Raw genomic sequence first — 19,990 nt, 5'->3', positions numbered from 1 at the left:
GTGCTACCGTGTGGCACCCGCATGCACCAGCAACATTTCGAGGTCGCGATTGTTCTGAGCGCGGGCCAGATCCAACGCTGTGCGGCCGTCATCGCTTCGGTAATTTACATCGGCACCGGCCGCTAGCAGCATTTCGGCGGTCAGAAGATCACCGCTACCCACCACTTTCATTAACAATGACTCGCCGTTCTGGCTGACATTCACATTCGCGCCTGCCGCCAACAACGCCCGTACCACCGACAAATAGCCATTTTCAGACGCATGGATCACGGGGGTATAACCGGCAGCGTCCTCGCCATTCACATCAGCGCCAGCCGCCAACAACAGCCGCACGATGCGCCGATTACCATTTGCTGCGGCTATCATTAAGGCAGATTCGCCCGCGGCGGTTGTCGGATTGGGGTTTACGCCTTGCGTCAGCAGGTTGAGCACCTCGCGGTCTTCGTTGTCCGCGACCGCATTCATCAACGCATTGGAGGGTTCGTTTGTTTTCGGCTCCGGCTTGGTGTCCATCGAGCTACAGCCAACCAACAGCAGCACAACGAAACCCCAGAGGTACTTCAATTTGCCTACTTCCATGACCATTGCTCTGAATCCCTGATTAACGTTCGGCTATTTTGAGCGGCAACCCGTGCCATTTAAATCGAACCGATCACAACTCCGGGCCATTTTTCAGGAGTTCACCGACCAGCTTTCGCAGCCGGCTTTCACCGTCTTTCTGCCCGGAACACTCGCCGGCAATCCGAACCGCGCTCCAAGACCAACCCTGAGTGACCATCCGGCACCACAAGGCCAAATCCGACTGCGCCTGAAGCCATGCAATTACCCCAGAACATTGCTCTAATTGCCGCAACACCGGAAGCGTTAGTTCAAAGCCCCGATATCCTTCGGAAAAATTCACCAAATCCCGGCGATCATGGGCATCCAACCGAGCCGAAGCAGGAAAACTCTTAGCAATAGCCGCCAACAACTCAGACGCCAGCCCGGCCCAATGCCGAGGCACCAGCACCGGCCAGTGCCGGGCAAACCGATCACACAGGCCTTGCGCCAGCTGCTTTCCGGGCCCGGACACGCCGCGCAGCATCTGCACCGGAAACTCCCCGGTACTGGCCTCTTGCCGCACCCCCAAACGCACCACACGCAAACCGCACGCTTGCCAGAACGCCAACAACCCCGGCTCGCCACCAAAACTGGTACCCAAACCATCTAATTTTTGTTCCGCACAGGCTCGTTCAGCCTGAGCAACCAACTGTTTACCCATGCCTAACTGGCGATATTCCTCGGAAACCGCCACTCGCACAACCCTGAGCGTGCGCTGCACTGCTGCTTCCGGAAAACCACCATGAGTCGCCAGCGATTGAGCAAGCAGATGACCACGAGGCCTGCGCACCCCCTGCGCCACCTGCTCCGCCAGCTCCGGTGCCAAACCGCCTTCCACCGAAGCCCACAGCACCCCCACCGTTACCCCGTTCACAACGGCACGCCAACTTTGCGCACCCGGATCATCCAGCCACTGCCGAAGATCCGCCGGTGTGGTCCGGTAATGAGCATCCACCAGCAATCCGAAGGCTTCAGAGAGCGCCCGCTCGTTCGCTTCGGCCGGGTGCCAACGCTCAATCACCACGCCATCTTCAGACGGGCGAGCACCCTTCGGGCTATCCGCCGACAATAAAAACAACGCCGAAACCAGACGCTCCAGCGGATCACCCGCGGCCCAACGCACCGGCTCTGTCACATGAACCGACTGCCAATGAGGCGTTTCCCGATCCAGTACCTGCCTAAACCGAATGGCGAAGCCCCGGCCCGTACCTTCGTATCCATGCACCGTGCTGGCAAACGCCACCCGCGGCCATCCCAGCAGAATCACCCGCAACCAATGCGCCGGCACCCCGGCGGCCTCATCCACCATCACCACCTCGGCATCGGGTTTGTCGGCCAATAAATCCTGCACCGACAGATACCGAATAGACGCGCCGCCTTCCATCACCAATTCATCATCGCGACACTCGGCCAACCGCTCACCCAGCGTTTCGGCCGCATGCCGGAAAAAACTCGTTAAATTCTCCACCGAAGGCGATGTCACCAACACCCGCTGCCGCCCTGCAAGCAACAGCTCCGCCGCCGCCATACCCAGCGCCGCCGACTTCCCTCGCCCCCGGTCCGCCGTCACCACCAGCGGCCGACGCCGCCGGCCCAAACCAAACCGTACCAACTGCGAAACCAACTGCGCCTGCTCCGGCGTAGTCGCGGGCTCGAAAACCGACGAACCCGGCTTCACCACAGGCAAAACCGGCGCCTCCTCATATCCCTGCCGAACCCGAATCGCATCCTCATCAGACACCAAAACACCGGCCATACGCATCGCAAAGGCATGGTGTTCTGCTTGATCGAGCCCCGTACGCACATAATCCGGATCATTAAACGTGGCCCAACTCTCCAACGGCGGCATCAACCAAAACAACAAACCACCCGCCTGCAAGGTCCCCGACAACGCCGCCAACCCATCCGGCGGATTCCCCTGCCAACCGTCCCAAACCAAAACGGACGTTTCCTGTCCCAACCAGCGTTTGAACTGCTTCGACGCAATACCGGTCACACCCGCCAACCTCACATTCTCTACACGACCCACCCAAAGGGCCTGAGACGAGTCCAGCGTTTCAAGACATTCAGTTACCCACGAACGACACCACTCCGGTTCACCCTCGACCATAACCAGACGGCGTTCACCGGCAGCACGCAGACTTTCAGCGAGCGCTTGCCAGTTCCTTTTAGCAACAGATGTCATCGTCAAAAGCAGACTCCAAGATAATGCGAGGCATAAAACCCGTCTGAAGTAGTGCCTTGCCGGGTAGCCCTTTCCAAAACTGTGCGCAGCCATGGATGGCGGAGCTCAAGCGCCACATGGATGTGCCGCAGGAGCGTGTTTTGGAAAGGGCTACCCGGCAAGGCGCGGGGCGCAAGGCACCCATACTCATGCTAAATCAAACAGGGCAACCATTATGGAGCCCAACTACCCCCACCGCCAGTTGCCAAGTACAATACCCACCATGCCAACCAATCCCCAAACACCCGACACTAGCTTCCTTCCGGACTACCTCACCGACGAACAGCGGAACATCATCACCGCCGGTTACGAACACTCGGTGATCACCGCCGTCGCTGGCAGCGGAAAAACCTCCACCCTGGCCTGGCGCATCCGCTACCTGCTGGCACAGGGCCACGACCCCAACCGCATGCTGGTCCTCATGTTCAACCGCAGCGCCCGGGTCGATTTCGAACGCAAACTCCAACAAGTCTGCGACCAATCCGGCTTGGCACCACCCGAAATCCGCACCTACCACGCCATGGGCTACCGGCTCTACAAGCGCTTCGTGCGGGAAGGCTACCTGCCGAACTTTTCGGACAAAATCCTGACCGAACAGGAAATCGGCTACCAAGCCTGGATGCTCACCCGAAGACTGGCCCCCGAAGATCTGGCCGACGAAATCCGCCGCAACAAAAAAGACTATGTCGAAACCGCCACCGGCTTCATCGACCTGGTCAAAACCTGCTTGTCACCCGCCGAAACCGTCTTCGAAGAACTCGGCTACTCAGACAAGCACAAATACCTGATCGACCTGTTCCACAGCTTCGAACAATGGCGCAAAAGCCAGGGCCGAATCAGCTACGCCGACATGATTTACGAGCCGGTTATGGCCATCCACCAGAACCCGCCATTGCAGCGGCTGGTCGGTAATAAAATGGACCTGATTCTGGTGGACGAATACCAGGACACCAACGAAATCCAGCACCTGCTGCTGCGCTACGTGGCGGGTGATCGGGCCAGAGTGACCGTGGTCGGCGACCCGGACCAGACCATCTACGAATTCCGTGGCGCCAAACCGGAATTCATTTTGCGCCGGTTCAGCGACGAATTCGAAAGCCCACTTGAACAAACCCTGAGCTTCACATTCCGCTATGGCAATCAGGTTGCTCTGCTCGCCAACCACCTGATCTGCCACAACACCGGCCGGAAAGATGTGCTCTGTCATTCTCATCCCTCAACCCCGCCGACCCGTGCCGAATTGCATCGGGCCGAAAACGATGGCGATGAAGTCCTGAAAATTCTGCAGAGCCAAAGCCCGGAAACAAACAACCAGACTGCCGTACTGTTCCGGGTCTGGAGCCAGAGCGTGCCCATTGAACTGAAACTGCTGGCACGACACATTCCTTATCGGATTGATGCCGGCAAAGGGGCCTTGTTCAGCCGGGAAGTTCAGGCCATCACCTCACTGTTGAAGGTGGTCAGCGGCCGCATCAAACAGCTGCCCGATTCTGACCGATTAGACATCGCCCGGCAGCTGTTGCGTTTCCCACACGTGGGCCTGAAAGAACCGGAACTCGAGAACCTTGCTCAGTTTTTGACGGGTTTTGGCGAAAACTGGCACGAGCGCTTATTAGCCATGGACTTCGACGTCCTGCAGCCGATGCCTGCCCGCAAACTTCGGAAACTCGGCGAGGCGCTGGCTCAGCTAACCAACTACCAGGGCCCGGTTGCAGGCCTGATCCGAATTTACGCCGAACACACCGACCTGTATGACGGTATCCGCAGTCTGGCCCTGACCCATGACAGCGCCGAAGAACGCATCGACACTATCCAAGGCTTCCGGGTTTATCTGAAAAGCCTGGACACCGATGCCAGTGGCGCGCTGGATCACCTAAAAGCCCTGAAGCAACAAGCCGGTGAAAACGCCGACAGCGGCGTACTGCTGTCCACCATTCACCGCACCAAAGGCTTAGAGTGGCCGGTGGTGATTATTCCCGGTTTGCAAGAGAAGTACCTGCCCTACAGCCCACGCCCGCAAGACAGCGCACAAGCGCTGCTGGAGAGCGAGCGGCGGCTGTTGTACGTGGGTATGACCCGCGCCCGCAACGCCTTGCATTTGATCACTCGCCCCGCCAGCCAACGGCCTCATCTGGACGGTGACCAAGGGCCCAGCCGGTTCGTGTCGGAACTCTGCTACGAGCTGTCGCACGAACTGGGGTCGCACCTTGACGAGCACGCGGCTTCCAGCACAGCTCCCTTGACCTTGAGCCGAGCCACAACCGCCGTCAGCGTTCGCTATGCAGCCCGCGCCGGGCTGACACTGGAAGGCACCAACCCAGATGATGACTCCGATTTAATGGAACCAGTCTGGCATCATCGTCGTATTACTCATACGGTATTCGGCGCCGGAGAAGTGATCAGTGAGGACGAAAGCTCTTTCGAAGTTCGCTTTGACAATGCAGATACTCTGAACTTCAGTAAAAAGAGTGCACACCTGTACTTTTCGACGAGTAAGTAACAGCACTATCCGTAAAACTCCGAAGGCGTTAACACCATTATCTTTTTGTGTTTTTGTGGCGGCTACTCTACTCTTTAGAGGACTAAAGGTATCCGCGCAGGTATATTAATATCCGGGCATTAGTCGGACTCAAAAAAACGAAACAGGAGGTTCCGCATGAAGTTTATGCGTCCGGTGGCTTTGGCTGCCCTTGCTACAACCCTTACAGCACCCGCCCTGGCCGAAAGCCAGCAAACCATCTATCTGAACCCGTTCGCCGGTTACCAGTACTTCGGTGACAAGCGCGATCTGAGTGAAAGCGACACCTACGGTGTGGGCATTGAGTACCGCTTCCGTCCGCACTGGGCGGTAGAAGCCGTATACTCACGCGCCGATGTCGACCGCAAGTACAACTCAGGCGAATCCGAGTTCGATGAAGTCCGTGTGGATGGCCTTTACTACTTCGCCGGTCAGGACAAAGCCTGGAACCCGTACGTTTCTGTAGGTGCCGGCCACGCAGACTTTGGCTCAGGCCCGGCAGGGCTACGCACGCCAGGTACCGACCACGACGAAACCCGGGTTAACGTGGGTGCCGGTGTCCGTTACAACATCAGCGACATGATCTCTCTGCGTGCAGACCTGCGCGAATTCCACGGTATCGATGAAAGCACCTTCGACACCATGGCTTCGCTGGGCCTGAGCTTCGCGTTCCATCGCACGACTGAAAAACCGGCTCCTGCCGACGCTGATAACGATGGCGTACCCGATACCCGCGACCAGTGCCCGAACACACCGGCCGGTGTTCAGGTCGACAGCAACGGTTGTGAGTTAGACGACGACAACGATGGCGTGGTCAATAGCAAAGACCAGTGCCCGAACACCCCTGCCGGCGCTCAAGTAAACAGCCGCGGCTGTGAGCTGGACAGCGACAACGATGGCGTGGTCAACAGCAAAGACCAGTGCCCGAACACCGCTGCTGGCGTTGAAGTGGACGAAAACGGTTGTGAAGGTGTTACCGACACCATCGAAACCATCAACCTGCGTGTTCAGTTCCCGCTCAACAGCTCGGTGATTGACGATGCCTACGATCTGGAAATTCGTCAGGTTGCCGAGTTCATGGAAGAGCATCCGGGCACCACGGTTGAGATTGCCGGCCACACCGACAACACCGGTAAAGCCGAATACAACCGCTTCCTGTCTCAGCGTCGCGCTGAAGCCGTTGCTGAGCGTCTGGTATCCGCACTGGGTGTTGATGCCGACCGCGTCAGAGCCGTTGGTTACGGTGAGGTTGAACCGATTGCCACCAACGACACCTCCGCTGGCCGTGCCCAGAACCGTCGTGTAGAAGCCCGCATCCAGGTGCTCCGCTAAGGCACTTTGATTCGGCCATACCAAAGAAGGCGCCTGAGGGCGCCTTCTTTGTTTCTGTTATTTATTATGCGTTCGCGTGAACCGCATCCAGCAGCAAATTGCGTGGCGTCAATGAACGCTCGCAGAACGTTCCCAGATTCACCTGATACCCCTGCTCTTCCAGATACACCGCATAATCGAATACCAACCACAGCTCCAGCGGCCGTCGAAACAGATGCCGAAGCAGCTCATGCCGGCGAACCTGTCGGGACCGTTGCTGCCCCACCGCCAGCCAGTATGACCAATCCGTGCCTGGCGGTAACGCCACGCGTTTATTGTCTGCAGCCCATTGGCAAAACGCTTCAAAACCAGCGCTGTTCAAATAAGAAGGATGCGACGGCACCGGCAAATACCGCCTATCCGCCGACACACTTCGCTGCAACGCATCGAAGCCTAACCGCCACACGCGCACGCGGGCCGACTGAGCGCGTTCCCTCGCCGGGGCTGTCACCGTTTCTTGCACTGCTAAACGAAGGCCCGCCCGGTCCATACTAAGCGCATTCACCGAATCCCGGGTCTGTCGCGAAAGCAAACCATAAGCCCCGCGCCCACCCAAATGGTAGCAACAAGGCGACACACTCAACCGCGCCAGCTCTGCTGCACTGCCTAAACGCAACAACTGCCGGTGCAAATCACCACACGCGTGCAACGCAGCGCCGTGATCAACGGCGGGCCATTGCAAGGTGTCAGCCATCACATCCTGCTGCAACACATGCACCGGTTCACCGTATTTTTTCGCAAGACGATTGCCGTCCTGCACCAAGGCCGCGTCCCACTCGAAGCCGATCACGGCCTGCGCGCCCTGCCCCAGCATCGTGCGAGCCAAGTGGCCCTTGCCGCAGCACCAGTCCAGGACGGAGCCGTTCAACGGCGAAATAGAGGCAGCGAAGGCACCGGCCTGCAGGCGCTTTCGGCCCGGCATATCCACGGCCTGAACTTCCTTTAAGGCGGCCTGCGAGCCACGATCATGGCCGGACAATGTTGGCAGCGCGACTAACTCGCCATAAACCGACATGGCCGGGACAAAGCGAGCAACCTCCTGCGCAAACGCTGAGAGCTGCTCATCCCATTCATCGCATTCGGCGTCTGACAGTTGCTCCAACCAAGTCGCCAGATCCGGATACCGCTGGCTCCAGCCGGGCTTCGGCTCTTTAAACGGCACCGGCCGCCACAAAGCTTCATGGCGAAGCAGCCAATCATTGACCGCCTGCCACCGCTGGAAGAACGATGCGTAGATCTTACAGTCCTCCGGCAAAGCGACCCGGGCGGAACGCATCCAGCGACACCGCAGGCTCCTCACCGTCAATCACCTGGGCAATCACCGCGGCGCTGCCCGCGGACAATGTCCAGCCAAAGGTGCCATGGCCGGTGTTCAGGTACAGGTTGTCGCGCGGCCCCTTGCCAATAATTGCCGGGCCATCTGGTGTCATCGGGCGGAAACCGGTCCAGGTTTCCGCCGCGTCCAGTTCCGCACAACCGGGGTAACGGGATTGCACCGACTTTTTGATGGTAGCAATTCGGGCCTCGGGAATGTCTCGATTGAAATCGGCCAGTTCAACAAACCCTGTCGCTCGCAAACGATTGCCCAGCCGGGTTGAAACCACTTTGTAGTTATCATCGTGAACCGTTGCCGTGGGCGCTTTGTCGGGGTCGCTCAGGGGCACAGTAATGCTGTAGCCCTTAATCGGATAAATCGGCAGCGTCAGCCCCAGCGGCTTCACCAGTTCCGGTGACCAGCAACCGGCAGACACCACCACCGCATCCGCTTCCAAGCGTTCAAGTTTGCCGCTCGCAGTACGAAACCGCACCGCGTCAACCCGCTGGTGATCCGCCAAAAGAGCCTCTACCTCTACCTCATAGCGGAAGTTGACACCCAGCTCCTCGCACACCTTTGCCAGCGCTCGGGAGAACAGGTGGCAATCGCCGGTGCCATCGGTGTCGTAGCGTATCGCACCGTATAGTGGCCCGTTGCCGGTCATACCGGGCTCCACTTCACGAACCTCTTGGGGCGACAGCAAATGCGACGGAATACCAACCTCGTTGAGAAGCTCATGTGTCTTGTGCAATTCATCCAACGCTTCTGGCGTGCTGGCCAAATGCATCAACCCGTCATGGGCCCCGTCGAACGCCAACTCGTGTTCTTGCTCGAGCGCCAAAAAGCGCTCACGACTGTAGGCACCCAACTTCAACATGGCTCGCTTGTTAAGCCCGAACAACCCCGGAGACCAGGCGTAACGTAGTGTCGCCAGCAAAAACCGCGTGGCCGCTAGCGAGGGCGGCAGCCGCATCTTCAGAGGGCCGTCGGTTTTCACCAGCCAAGGCAGCGCCTTGAACACCATTGACGGGTCCGCCCAAGGATAAACCACGCCGTAGGAACGCTGCGCCGCATTGCCTTTACTGGTTTCGTTTCCCGCCAGTGCGTGGCGCTCCAAAACCGTTACCTGATGACCGCGCCGCACCAGTTCCCGGGCTGTCGTTATACCAACGACACCGCCTCCAACAACCACAATATGCATGGTGTTCTTCCCCTAATCACCGCTACTGAATTATCGCCCTACTCTCTTCGCTCGGTGCAAACTGGTAAACTCGACCATAGTCGCTCTCAGCATAGCACCCACTCAACTTCCGAGATGGAGTCAGGACACCGGACATGAGCAAAAAACGCCGCGAAATTCCCGTATTTGACCACCCGATCATCGAGACTCACTGTCATCTGGATTATCTGAAAGATCGTCCTCTGGAAGACACGCTCGAACAAAGCCGACGGGTGAACATCGAAAAAGTTATCACCATCGCCGTATCCCCAGACAACCTGGCGGCGGTCCGAGAACTCAGCCAGGCCAAAGACTGGGTGTATGGCACGCAGGGCATCCACCCCCATGAAGCCGAAAAATACAACGATCAGGTAGAGGAAGAAATACGTACCCATGCGCAAAACGAGAAGATCGTTGCCGTGGGCGAAATCGGTCTGGACTACTTTTACGACAAAGCCGACCGGGCCACCCAGCGCGATGTATTTCGCCGCCAGCTTCAAATCGCCTGTGACAAGGATAGGCCCGTGGTGATCCACAGCCGTGAGGCCGATGATGAAACCATCGAGATTTTGAAAGAGTTTGAAGCCTCTCTCAAACGCCGCGGCGTGATCCACAGTTTCACATCCGGGCCGGGTTTAGCTCAATACGCATTGGATCAAGGCTGGAACTTGGGCTTTAATGGTATTACCACATTTAATAAAGCGGAGAACGTCAGGGACATCGTTCGTATGACGCCTATAAGCCAGATTCTCCTTGAAACGGATGCTCCGTTTTTGACCCCTGTGCCGTATCGCGGCAAGGAGAACGCGCCGTTCTATCTGCCGTTTGTCGCTGAAAAAATTGCGGAGGTGAAAGACTTGGCACTGGAAGACGTAATCGTTCAAACCTATCAAAACAGCCTGAGAACGTTTTTTCCTGAGCGATGATCAAACGCATTCCAATCGCCGCGCTGAAGGTCGGGATGTACATCACCGACCTGAACAACGACTGGATACCTCACAACACCCAGAGAAAGCGCGGTGTTATTCGCGACGAAGCCACCATCGAAAAGATTCGCGCCATGGGCGTGCAGTTTGTCTACATCGATGCAGACAAAGGCCTGGATACCCAAGACTACGAAACTGCATCAGAAGTAGACGCGCGCAATGAGGAAGCGCTGCAAAACGTGGGCGAACACAAGCCCGGAGCTTCCGCCAAAGTTCCCCTTGAACAGGAAATGGAAACCGCTCAAGGCATCCATACTCAGGCGCAGCGACTGGTGGACAGCTTCATGAGCAACGTCAAAATCGGTGCTGCTGTGGATGTCGCGGCCATCCACCAACTGGCCGACGATCTGCAGAATTCCGTGATCCGAAACCCCAACGCATTGGGCTGCCTGGGGCGTATTCGCGACAAAGACAATTACTTACTGGAACACTCCGTTAACCTCAGTGTCTTGATGACCCTGTTCGGGCAATACCGAAAACTGTCCGCGGATGTTCTGCACCAAACCGTAGTGGGCGCCCTGCTTCACGATCTCGGCAAGATCTTGACCCCAGACGACATACTCCACAAAGAGGGCAGACTAACGGCAGAAGAATTCGAAGTGATGAAGCTGCATGCCCGCCAATCCCGGGACATTCTTCTGGCAACCGAAGGCATCGGTGAGCTCACCGTTGTCACCGCCGCACAGCATCACGAGCGCGTGGATGGCACTGGCTACCCGGAAGGCCTGAAGGGTGAAGAGATCTCGATCTACGGGCGCATGGTGGCCATAGCGGATGTTTATGATGCCATCACCGCGGACCGTGTTTACCACAAGGGCATGACACCCACTCAAGGCCTGAAGAAACTGCTGGAATGGAGCGACTCACACCTGGACGCCACCTTGGTTCAGGACTTTATTCATTGTGTTGGTTTGTACCCGGTCGGCTCTCTGGTGTTGCTGGAAAGCGGACGGTTGGGTGTGGTGACCGAAACCAACGAGGACGATTTACGGTTGCCGGTGGTGCGGGTTATGTACCACAGCAAATTCAGGGCCCCCATTACCGTCACCGATGTTGATCTTGCCAAACCGGGCAATCAGGACCGCATTACACGAGCGGTTGACCCCGGCTTATACAAGATCGATGTGGGCAAATTCCTAAGCTACTAACCCAGAGACAAAAACACCCCCATCAGCACGGGCGAGAGGAACGACAACAGAAAACCCGAAGCAATGGCGACCGGCACACACGCCAAGCCACCGCTGCTGCGAATCACTGGCAAGGTAAAGTCCATAGACGTAGCGCCTCCGTATCCGATGGCCATGGCCGGGCGGGCGCTGATCACTACAGGGATCAACGCCAGAGCAATAATTTCGCGCAACACATCGTTCAAGAAAGCAACGCCACCCCACGCTGGCCCCATGGCGTCACCGATCATGATGCCGGATAAAGAGTACCAGCCAAATCCCGACGCAATCGCCAGTGCCTGATTCCAGGTTACGTCTAACCAAGGCGTGAGGGCCAGCCCGGCAATCAGCGAACTCGCTCCCATCGTCAGCGCTATCCCAAGACCCTGACGGTTCATCAACAGCTTCCGCAGCGACAAGCCGGCATTGCGAAGCTGAAGACCAATCAAAAACAACAGCAACATCAGCGCCCAGGTGGCCACATCTTCAACCATGGGCAGCTCGGAAAACCAGAGGTAGCCCAGAAACCCTCCCACAACCACTGCCAGCAAGGGTTTCAGGCCGGCCATAAATAACCGCCGATAGCTCGGCTTGGCACTGTCGTCGGTGGGCCCGATGTCTAACGGCAGAAAGTGATGAAATAGCCAAAGCGCCGCGAGGTTTGCCACCAGCATCGCAATCACCAAACCCGAGACCTGATAAGCCATGGTGCCCAAATGCGAAAGCAATCCTTCCATTTGCCCCAAACCAAGGCCCAGCAACACCAGAATGAAGTACACCAACCCTTCTACGAGGTAGTGAATCACCGTCATCAGGCGACGATTGGAAAGGGCGAACGCAAAGCCCAAAAACAACGGGGCCAGAATCAGCAAAGCGCCGGTCAGCATAACAGCCTCTGAAAAACAGGTATCGAAGAGAAAGCCGGCAGACGAATGCCTGCCGTCGGAGAAAAACTTAGTGGAGTTTACTCGCAGAGCGGTCTTGCACCAGCACCCAAGGTGCCACCACAACAGCCCAGAGTTCGCTGTTCTTTTCGTACCAAGCACGGGCAAGATCCGGCGATACATCGCCCACCGAGCCGCTGGCTAACCACTGCTCAAACTGCGCCTTGTTATCCGCCGTCAGCTGCGCCGCCACGTCGAGAAGATCCAGCTCTGACTCTACCCGCACCACGTGGCCGCGAGCGTAATAGGTCTGTAGTTCATGCCAATGAATCCGGGAGGTTTCCAGATTGAGTTTGGCTTTCAATTCGTCCGGCGATGACATGCAATCCTCGTTAACTCGTGCGCGTAATTTAAAGCAGACAGCCTATCTCAAAATGCCGTTGTTCGCACCCGAGACAATGAGCCAAACCCGGCTCAGGCAAGCTCCTGGTATATTCTCCGTATTTCATCGGCCAGCGTCATCGGGTCAAACGGCTTCGGAATCACGCCCAGCGCACCCAACGACAGGTATTCATCAATCTCTGTTCGCTGAATTCGGGCGGTCATAAAAATAACCGGCGTCGTTTGAGTTGCCTCAATCTTGCGCAGTGCTTTCAAGGTTTCCGGGCCGTCCATTTCCGGCATCATCACATCCAGGAGGATCAAATCCGGCTGAAAACCCGGCGCAACCTCAACAGCTTCCGCGCCGGAGCTACATAGCTTGGCGGAAAATCCGCCAACGTCCTGCAACGCCAACTCCGCGATGGCCCGTATGTCGGCATCATCCTCCACGTATAACACTTTATTCAACTCGTTTCCCTCATACGGCATCGCTCGGCGTCTCCTTGGTAAGCTCCGTTGCATCCAAACCCAATTGACGCAACAATCGCTGGCACTCTTTTTCTTCTTGTCGGCTTTCAGCCATCAACGCGGCAGCCCGCATAATGATTGGCCCTTCCCGGTGGTTGTCGGGCGATAAAAAATGCACAGCGCCTATCAACTCCCTCAAACCTAACGGAAACTTCCAGTGTACTTTCAGGCGGTTGCCGTATTCCTCAGACCAGCGCGCCAAACACTGCTCAATCTCGGCCTCGGCAAGGGTTCCGCCAGCCGCATCAAACTGATTCAGCACTTTAAGCACCGCCATTTCACCCAAACGACTCAGTAACCCGGCGCTTCGATACATCGTAGAGGCTTTACCAACACGAAGGGCTATTTGATTTGCATCCCGAGAAACCCGAAGCGAGATATCCTGATAACGGTCTGCGACCGCTTTCAGTTCCGGGCGAGTCAGTTTTGCGGTCACATCCAGCGCAAGCGCCAACGCCTGGTTCAGTGCCATGGAAACACCGATGCTTCCGATAGCCACTCTAAGAGACTCAACCGGTTTACCCGTTCGCCTGAACGAACTGCTGTTGGCCACATCCAGAATGCGGGCGGTCAAACCGATCTGCTCCCGCCAGCGCTCCGCCAGTTCCGAGGCAGATAGGGTATCAGCACGACCGATCAGCTCGATGATCTCGGCCGGGTCAAGTTCGGTCGGCAGTTGGACCACCGAATTCGAAGCTTTGGCCATGAATTCATGCACGGAGGCGCTCTCAACAGTGGGCGCGGGAATGAGATCCGTCAACCGTTGGTGCAGCAGTTCGACATCCAGCGGTTTGGTGATATACCCGCTGATGCCATGATGCGCGGCTTTTATTACAGACTCGCGGTCCGAGCGCCCGGAGATAATAACCACAGGCACCACCGAATCCGAACGCCGTATTTGTTTCACCAGTTCCAGACCAGACCCGTCCGGCAACTCCCAGTCCACCAGATACAGCCCAAAGGCATCGCCGGCCACACACCTCTTGGCTTCGGTTAGCGACCGGGCCAGCGTGACTTGCTGCACGCCGCCAAGACCCGCAACAATCGACTCAATCAGCTCACCCACAAGCTCGTCGTCTTCCAGAACCAAGGCCTTCAAGGGGCTACTCCTCAATCATCCTGATTTTCGTCTTGGCGCTGATAAACGGACACACCGTTACGCCCTGCCTGCTTGCGCTCATAAAGTGCCTGATCTGCTGCTTCAATTGCCTCGCTGGCCAGCGGGAAATCATTGATAGCTGCAATACCCGCACTCATAGTCACCTGAAAACTGTCGTCGCCTGAGGTGAACACCAATTCCGAGAACCTGGCCCGAATGTCGTCGATCAGCTCTTTGGCTTGCTCGGTCGGGCAATCCGACAAAACCACCAAAAACTCTTCGCCGCCATAGCGCCCGATGGTATCGGATTCTCTGAGACGGTTACGCAACAGATGCGCAAGCGTTCGAATGACAATATCACCCTGCCCGTGACCCCAGGTGTCATTCACTTTTTTAAAGTGATCCAGATCCAGCATCACCACGCAAGATAAATGCCCCGAACGCCGGCAGCGAGCCAGTTCACGCTCCACTTCCTGCTTGATCAACGAATGTTTGAGCAAGCCGGTCAAACTGTCACGGTTCATCAAATCCGACAATTGGCGGGCGCGGTAGCAGCGAATACGGACCGAGCGAATCAGATACTCGTCGGTGACCGGCTTTACCAGAAATTCGTCGGCCCCTTTGGCCAACGCATCCAACTGGGTTTCCGGGTTGTCTTCCGATGACAAATACACAATCGGCAACCCGAGCCAACGGGGCTCGTACCGTATCATTCGAGCCAGAGTCACCCCGGAATGGGCTCGTAACTGAACATCCATCAACACGATATCCGGTTCAAACGCCGACAAGGCAGACATCATCTTCGTGGGGTCAGACACCAGCTTCGTTTTCATTCCGGCATTGTTCAACACCAAACAATAACGCTCGCCCAGTTCCTTATCATCATCCACAATCAACACTCGCCCCTGGGGACGGGACCCGCGCTCCAGCGCCAGCGACTCAATCCGTTCCGCCAATGCGGGCATATCCAGAGGTTCACTGAAGTATGCGGTCGCGCCCTGTTCGGCGACGTGATAAAGGCTTTCGAAGGTATTTTGACGACCAATGCCGACGACCGGAAAACGCCGGTGCTCGTTCTTTTCGATATGGTCTGAGCGAAAGCCGAGCACATCCGCCAGATCAGAATCCTGACACAACAGAATGGTGGCCCCCGAGCGCTTGTTCAGGCTTTTGATGGCCGCCTCTGATTCCTGCAGCAATATCAACTCACAGGCAAACCCGTATCCTTGCAAATCGGCCATCAAATTCGACAAATAGCCGGTATTATGGGCCAATGCCATTACCTGGACTTTCATGCCGTGAGAACCTTCATAGGCATTTTCTGCTTGATGAAGACGGGGGTGTGCATGTGTCGATTCCGGCTTCGTTTCATCGGTGCCCTTTTGCACCAACGCCGTCAGCTCATGGATCTGCATGGCTATGTCGGCCGGTAACGCGACTGGGGCATCCTGCCACTCCGCGTGTCTGGCCTTTGCTTCTACAACCGTCCTGAGCTGATTCTCGATCGAGCGCGCTGCGGCACCCAGTTCCGGGAGCCCGAACGTACCCGCAGACCCCGCCATACGGTGCAGCAACTGATAGCATTCCACCAAGTCTTGCCGGCTTAACTGTTGTTGTTCGATCTGCCGGGCAAAATGACCTAGCGTTTCTACGTCACTCTGGGCGCGTTCGATAAAACGATCCTGCAACAGTTTCAGGCGTTTCTGGAGTTGATCATGGGCTGCGGCGGTCAAAGCACTTCCTCACCAGTTCATTCAGCAGAAGAAATCCACTATCCTCACCTTATGTAAGCATGTTTTCATCATTACGACCACAACCACAAGAGTCTTCCTTGAAAACACTAAACCTTGGCACCCGTGTTGTCCTGATTACCGGCCTGAGCATCATTTTCAGCGTTTTCCTGATTTTGTTTGTGGCGTACGGTCGATTACTCCACGATTTCGAAGAGGTGTTGAGCGAACGCCAAGCCCTTCAGGCCGATTCAATGGCCAGCCGGGTCAATGAAGAACTCTCGATTCGGCTGAATGCTCTGAGCGCGTTTGCCAGTACTTTGACCGATGGCGAAGATCTGCTTCCGATGGACCAGCTCAAGTTCGCGATGGCGCGACAACCCGGGTTGGAAAACCTGTTTCAGGACGATCTGCTAATTTTCGATAACAACGGCGTGGCGATTACTGAAAACCGCTTCGTACCGAACCGGATCGGAACCTCCTATGCAGATCGGCCCCATTTCAAACGCGCCATGGCCGCCAATACTCCCATTGTCAGTCGTCCGATCATTGGCCGACGAACCGGACTACCCTTGCTCTCGTTTCTGGCACCGATACGGAGCGACGACGGCGATTTGTTAGGGCTGGCAGGTGGCACTATCAACCTGACACAAAAGGGCATTCTTCCTGACGACCTCAATCCTGAACCCGGTACTCTGCTGAAAGTACTGGATACCGGGCACTTCATTCAGGTGGATGCGCTGCAACCGGGGACACCCGCGCCGGACCTGCCGCCACCGGGTGAAGACATGCTCATTGATGCCGCCTTATCCGGCGTTAACGCGGGCGTTGTATCCGACGGGTCCGGTGAGGACTGGGTGTACGCAACCCAACATCTTGACCGGCTAGGCTGGCTGTTTCTCAGCGCAGCGCCATACGCTCTGGCTACCCAACCCGCCAAAGCGTGGTTCAAGAGTTTCCTTTGGGCCAGCGTTGCGGTCATGGTGCCATTGCTGTTTTTCGCCTATCTGATGACCCGTGCCGCTACTCACAGCCTCAGCAGCATGTCTGAAAAAATCCACGAAATGACCACCGGCAATGCACGCAACACCCGGCTAAGTATCACCGGCACAACCGAAACCCGAAATTTGGCCAATGCTTTCAACGCCTTGATGGACGAGAGAGAAGCGTTGGATGCTCTCAAAAGCCAGTTTGTCTCCAACGTCAGCCATGAACTTCGTACTCCGCTCACCTCGATCAACGGGTCGATGAAGCTATTGGATTCCGGCGCAACCGGTCAGCTTCCCGACAAAGCCAGCGCCCTGATCAAAGTTGCCCTGCGCAACGGCGAACATTTACAAGCCCTGATTACGGATCTGCTGGACTTTGACAAGGCGGTGTCGGGGAAGCTGAGCATTCACACCACCACAACCCGGATAGACGAAGCCATTCACCAAGCCTGCGAAGGCAACCAAGCCATGGCAAACCAGTACGGCGTTCGCCTGACCAGTAAACATGCAGAGGGTTTGGCAGCCTGTGCCGATCCCGAACGATTGCGGCAAATTCTCAATAACTTCATCAGCAACGCCATCAAGTATTCACCCAGAGACGGGTTGATTACAGTAGAGGCTGAAGCCACCCAGACCGGTTATATCCGCATTACTGTTAGCGACGAAGGCGACGGTGTTCCTGAACATTTTACTCCCAACTTGTTCCAGAGATTTGCGCAGGCAGAGGTCGGATCTTCTCGGGCGAAATCCGGCACGGGGCTGGGTTTGGCTATTTGCAAAGAACTTGCCGAGCTCATGAACGGTAAAGTGGGCTATTTTTATAATCACGGTGCCCACTTCTGGCTTGAACTACCGACATCACCTTGTACGCAAGGAAGCCTTCATGAAAACACCTGATTTCCCGTCAAACGAAGCCAGCAGGCTCGCCGCGCTTCAATCGACTCTTTTACTCGACACACCGCCAGAAGAGCGCTTTGATCGGGTTACCCGCCTCGCTGCGCAGTTATTCGACGTGCCAATATGCCTAGTATCTCTGATAGATTCAGACCGGCAATGGTTCAAATCCTATTATGGCCTGGATGTAAGGGAAACCGGTAGAGACATTTCATTCTGTGGACACGCTATTCTCGGCAGCAATCTGTTTGTCGTGGAAAACGCGCTCGCCGATGAACGCTTCGCCGACAACCCCCTGGTGACCGGAGCACCGGACATTCGGTTCTACGCCGGCGCGCCCCTGACCGATCTGGAAGGTTATCGCTTGGGCACTCTGTGCCTGATTGACAGCGAACCCCGAAGCTTTTCCGCACAAGACCGACAATCTTTACGAGACTTTGCGGATATCATCGAGCGGGAATTCCGGTATCAGGAGCTCAACAGCTATTACACCGACCGAACTCGAGCCCTTAACATTCTCAATGATATCGCCCTGGATACGAGTGGCAAAGTTGATCAGCGCATTGAACGCGCCCTGGCAATTGCCTGCCAGTACCTGAACATTGATACCGCCATTGTCAGCAAAATCGAAGGCGAGGCGTACACCATACTGTGGCATCACGAGCGGCAAGCTCCCTCGTTGCAAAACGGTTTGACACTGCCTCTGGCACAAACCTACTGCGCTATATTAATGAGCCAGCCCGATATACTGGCCATCGACCACATGGCAACATCACCCTATCGCGACCTGCCCTGTTACCAGATGTTCGGTCTGGAAAGTTATTTGGCCGCCCCCATATGGGTTGATGGCGAGGCCGTGGGCACCCTGAACTTTTCGTCAACCGCGCCCCGGCTACCGGGTTTTTCCGAAACCGAAAAAACCTTCGTCAGTCTGCTCGCCCGCTGGGTTGCCGACATTATCCAGCAACAAGAACAGGCCGAGACCCTCGATAAGCTGGTGTCCAACGCCCCGGGAATGCTTTACCAGTACCGGCTGTGGCCCGACGGCCACGCCAGCTTCCCTTACACCAGCGAAGGCATTGAAGATGTTTACCATCTATCGCCAAGCGACGTTCTGGAAGATGCAACTCCGGCATTTGAGCGCATACACCCCGATGACTTGCCGAAGGTTGCCGAATCTATAACTCAGTCCGCAGAAACTCTTACCCCTTGGGAGGCACAATATCGCATTGTTTCCAGAGACGGTCACTGGCTCTGGATTGAAGGCAAGGCCAACCCGGAGAAGCTACCCGACGGCAGCGTCTTATGGCACGGCTATATCGTCGATATCGATGAGCGGCGGAAGAATGAGGAAATGAAAAACCAGTTCGTATCGACTGTCAGTCACGAGCTGCGCACGCCACTCACGTCTATTTCGGGTTCTTTAGGATTGATTCTTGGAGGCATTACCGGGGAGATTTCCGAAAAAACCAGACAAATGCTGAACATTACTCACCGTAACGCGGATCAACTCCGGGCGCTCATCGACGACCTGCTGGATATCGACAAACTGATCAGCGGCAATATGGTGTTGGTTATGGAGCTCCACCCCATTGCCAAGGTTGTTTCAACGGCCGTTGAACACATTCAGACCTACGCCAATCAGAAACACGTTGAATTGCGCCTGAAAGAAACCTCCACAGGCCTTGAAGCAAATATAGACCCACAACGCCTTCAACAGGCTGTCGCCAATTTACTGTCCAATGCCGCCAAGTTCTCACCCGCTCATGAGGATGTCACGATCGAAATCCGCCAAGCAGGCGATCAGGCCGTGATCGAAGTTTCCGACAAGGGCACAGGCGTTCCCGAAAGCTTTCGAAACCGTATTTTCGAGAAGTTTGCACAGGCAGACGGCTCATCCGCCCGAGCCAAGGAAGGCACAGGTCTGGGCCTTGCAATCACCAAGCAACTGATGAATGCGATGGGGGGCGAGGTCGGTTACGAATCGGCGGAAGGGGCCGGCGCCACGTTCTGGCTTTCGATACCAATTCAGGGCAAGGCCAATAACAAGTAACCGAAGCAGGCGACTTGCCTGCTTCGGTTCAGG

15 protein-coding genes are annotated in these 19,990 nt (G+C 56.3%); 6 read left to right on the top strand and 9 right to left on the bottom strand.

Translation table 11 applies throughout. The features are described 5' to 3' along the window. Positions 1-3 precede the first annotated feature (3 nt). The gene (locus MWU64_RS05875; RefSeq protein WP_247062479.1) at positions 4-579 is read right to left on the bottom strand and encodes an ankyrin repeat domain-containing protein; all 576 of its coding nucleotides are present in this window, start codon (positions 577-579) and stop codon (positions 4-6) included. A gap of 73 nt (positions 580-652) precedes the next feature. Next, entirely contained in the window at positions 653-2,785 is a 2,133-nt protein-coding gene (locus MWU64_RS05870; protein ID WP_247062684.1) for a GNAT family N-acetyltransferase, read from the bottom strand. 262 nt (positions 2,786-3,047) lie between these two features. Between MWU64_RS05870 and MWU64_RS05865 the strand changes: the two genes are divergently transcribed. Then, complete coding sequence (locus MWU64_RS05865; RefSeq protein WP_247062478.1) at positions 3,048-5,324, top strand: ATP-dependent helicase; 2,277 nt, start codon at positions 3,048-3,050, stop codon at positions 5,322-5,324. Between the two features lie 156 nt (positions 5,325-5,480). After that, positions 5,481-6,674, top strand: a complete 1,194-nt coding sequence (locus tag MWU64_RS05860; protein WP_247062476.1) for an OmpA family protein — start codon at positions 5,481-5,483, stop codon at positions 6,672-6,674. A 64-nt stretch (positions 6,675-6,738) separates the two neighbouring features. Here MWU64_RS05860 and MWU64_RS05855 read toward each other — a convergent pair whose 3' ends face one another. Together MWU64_RS05855 and MWU64_RS05850 are read right to left on the bottom strand one after the other, a co-directional pair. Next, positions 6,739-7,989: a methyltransferase gene (locus MWU64_RS05855; protein WP_247062474.1), complete on the bottom strand. Its 1,251-nt coding sequence runs from the start codon at positions 7,987-7,989 to the stop codon at positions 6,739-6,741. Further along, positions 7,952-9,229, bottom strand: coding sequence for a D-amino acid dehydrogenase (locus MWU64_RS05850; protein WP_247062472.1), 1,278 nt, complete (start codon positions 9,227-9,229; stop codon positions 7,952-7,954). The genes MWU64_RS05855 and MWU64_RS05850 overlap by 38 nt, the downstream gene beginning before the upstream one ends. 134 nt (positions 9,230-9,363) lie before the next feature. On the opposite strand from MWU64_RS05850, the gene MWU64_RS05845 reads away from it, so the two are divergent. Beyond that, on the top strand, positions 9,364-10,173 hold the full coding sequence (locus MWU64_RS05845; RefSeq protein ID WP_247062470.1) for a TatD family hydrolase: 810 nt from the start codon (positions 9,364-9,366) through the stop codon (positions 10,171-10,173). Continuing rightward, positions 10,170-11,381, top strand: a complete 1,212-nt coding sequence (locus MWU64_RS05840) for an HD-GYP domain-containing protein (protein WP_247062468.1) — start codon at positions 10,170-10,172, stop codon at positions 11,379-11,381. The genes MWU64_RS05845 and MWU64_RS05840 overlap by 4 nt, the downstream gene beginning before the upstream one ends. On the opposite strand, the gene MWU64_RS05835 is transcribed toward MWU64_RS05840, so the two are convergent. The 5 genes from MWU64_RS05835 to MWU64_RS05815 all read right to left on the bottom strand — a co-directional run bounded on the left by MWU64_RS05835 (position 11,378) and on the right by MWU64_RS05815 (position 16,024). Then, entirely contained in the window at positions 11,378-12,286 is a 909-nt protein-coding gene (locus MWU64_RS05835; protein WP_247062466.1) for a lysine exporter LysO family protein, read from the bottom strand. The two genes, MWU64_RS05840 and MWU64_RS05835, sit on opposite strands and share 4 nt — an antisense overlap. Before the next feature lie 67 nt (positions 12,287-12,353). Beyond that, on the bottom strand, positions 12,354-12,665 hold the full coding sequence (locus MWU64_RS05830; protein WP_247062464.1) for a DUF2288 domain-containing protein: 312 nt from the start codon (positions 12,663-12,665) through the stop codon (positions 12,354-12,356). A gap of 92 nt (positions 12,666-12,757) precedes the next feature. After that, positions 12,758-13,153, bottom strand: coding sequence for a response regulator (locus MWU64_RS05825; RefSeq protein WP_247062462.1), 396 nt, complete (start codon positions 13,151-13,153; stop codon positions 12,758-12,760). Continuing rightward, complete coding sequence (locus tag MWU64_RS05820; RefSeq protein WP_247062461.1) at positions 13,143-14,291, bottom strand: response regulator; 1,149 nt, start codon at positions 14,289-14,291, stop codon at positions 13,143-13,145. Before MWU64_RS05820 ends, MWU64_RS05825 begins: the two co-directional genes overlap by 11 nt. An 11-nt stretch (positions 14,292-14,302) precedes the next feature. Beyond that, on the bottom strand, positions 14,303-16,024 hold the full coding sequence (locus MWU64_RS05815; RefSeq protein ID WP_247062459.1) for a diguanylate cyclase: 1,722 nt from the start codon (positions 16,022-16,024) through the stop codon (positions 14,303-14,305). Between the two features lie 98 nt (positions 16,025-16,122). Between MWU64_RS05815 and MWU64_RS05810 the strand changes: the two genes are divergently transcribed. After that, positions 16,123-17,907, top strand: coding sequence for a sensor histidine kinase (locus MWU64_RS05810; protein WP_247062453.1), 1,785 nt, complete (start codon positions 16,123-16,125; stop codon positions 17,905-17,907). Then, the gene (locus tag MWU64_RS05805; RefSeq protein ID WP_247062452.1) at positions 17,894-19,957 is read left to right on the top strand and encodes a GAF domain-containing protein; all 2,064 of its coding nucleotides are present in this window, start codon (positions 17,894-17,896) and stop codon (positions 19,955-19,957) included. The genes MWU64_RS05810 and MWU64_RS05805 overlap by 14 nt, the downstream gene beginning before the upstream one ends. The last annotated feature ends 33 nt before the right edge of the window (positions 19,958-19,990 follow it).

The sequence above is a fragment of the Marinobacter sp. S0848L genome (assembly GCF_023016065.1).
Taxonomy (GTDB): domain Bacteria; phylum Pseudomonadota; class Gammaproteobacteria; order Pseudomonadales; family Oleiphilaceae; genus Marinobacter.
The sequence above is the reverse complement of the archived record's forward strand: the minus strand, read 5'-3'. Positions and strand labels throughout refer to the sequence as shown.

Coding starts and splice junctions, on each gene's coding strand:
- MWU64_RS05825 (WP_247062462.1), bottom strand. CDS start 13,153: ATGCCGTATGAGGGAAACGAGTTGAATAAAGTGTTATACGTGGAGGAT.
- MWU64_RS05855 (WP_247062474.1), bottom strand. CDS start 7,989: ATGCGTTCCGCCCGGGTCGCTTTGCCGGAGGACTGTAAGATCTACGCA.
- MWU64_RS05830 (WP_247062464.1), bottom strand. CDS start 12,665: ATGTCATCGCCGGACGAATTGAAAGCCAAACTCAATCTGGAAACCTCC.
- MWU64_RS05860 (WP_247062476.1), top strand. CDS start 5,481: ATGAAGTTTATGCGTCCGGTGGCTTTGGCTGCCCTTGCTACAACCCTT.
- MWU64_RS05850 (WP_247062472.1), bottom strand. CDS start 9,229: ATGCATATTGTGGTTGTTGGAGGCGGTGTCGTTGGTATAACGACAGCC.
- MWU64_RS05845 (WP_247062470.1), top strand. CDS start 9,364: ATGAGCAAAAAACGCCGCGAAATTCCCGTATTTGACCACCCGATCATC.
- MWU64_RS05870 (WP_247062684.1), bottom strand. CDS start 2,785: ATGACATCTGTTGCTAAAAGGAACTGGCAAGCGCTCGCTGAAAGTCTG.
- MWU64_RS05835 (WP_247062466.1), bottom strand. CDS start 12,286: ATGCTGACCGGCGCTTTGCTGATTCTGGCCCCGTTGTTTTTGGGCTTT.
- MWU64_RS05865 (WP_247062478.1), top strand. CDS start 3,048: ATGCCAACCAATCCCCAAACACCCGACACTAGCTTCCTTCCGGACTAC.
- MWU64_RS05875 (WP_247062479.1), bottom strand. CDS start 579: ATGGAAGTAGGCAAATTGAAGTACCTCTGGGGTTTCGTTGTGCTGCTG.
- MWU64_RS05840 (WP_247062468.1), top strand. CDS start 10,170: ATGATCAAACGCATTCCAATCGCCGCGCTGAAGGTCGGGATGTACATC.
- MWU64_RS05805 (WP_247062452.1), top strand. CDS start 17,894: ATGAAAACACCTGATTTCCCGTCAAACGAAGCCAGCAGGCTCGCCGCG.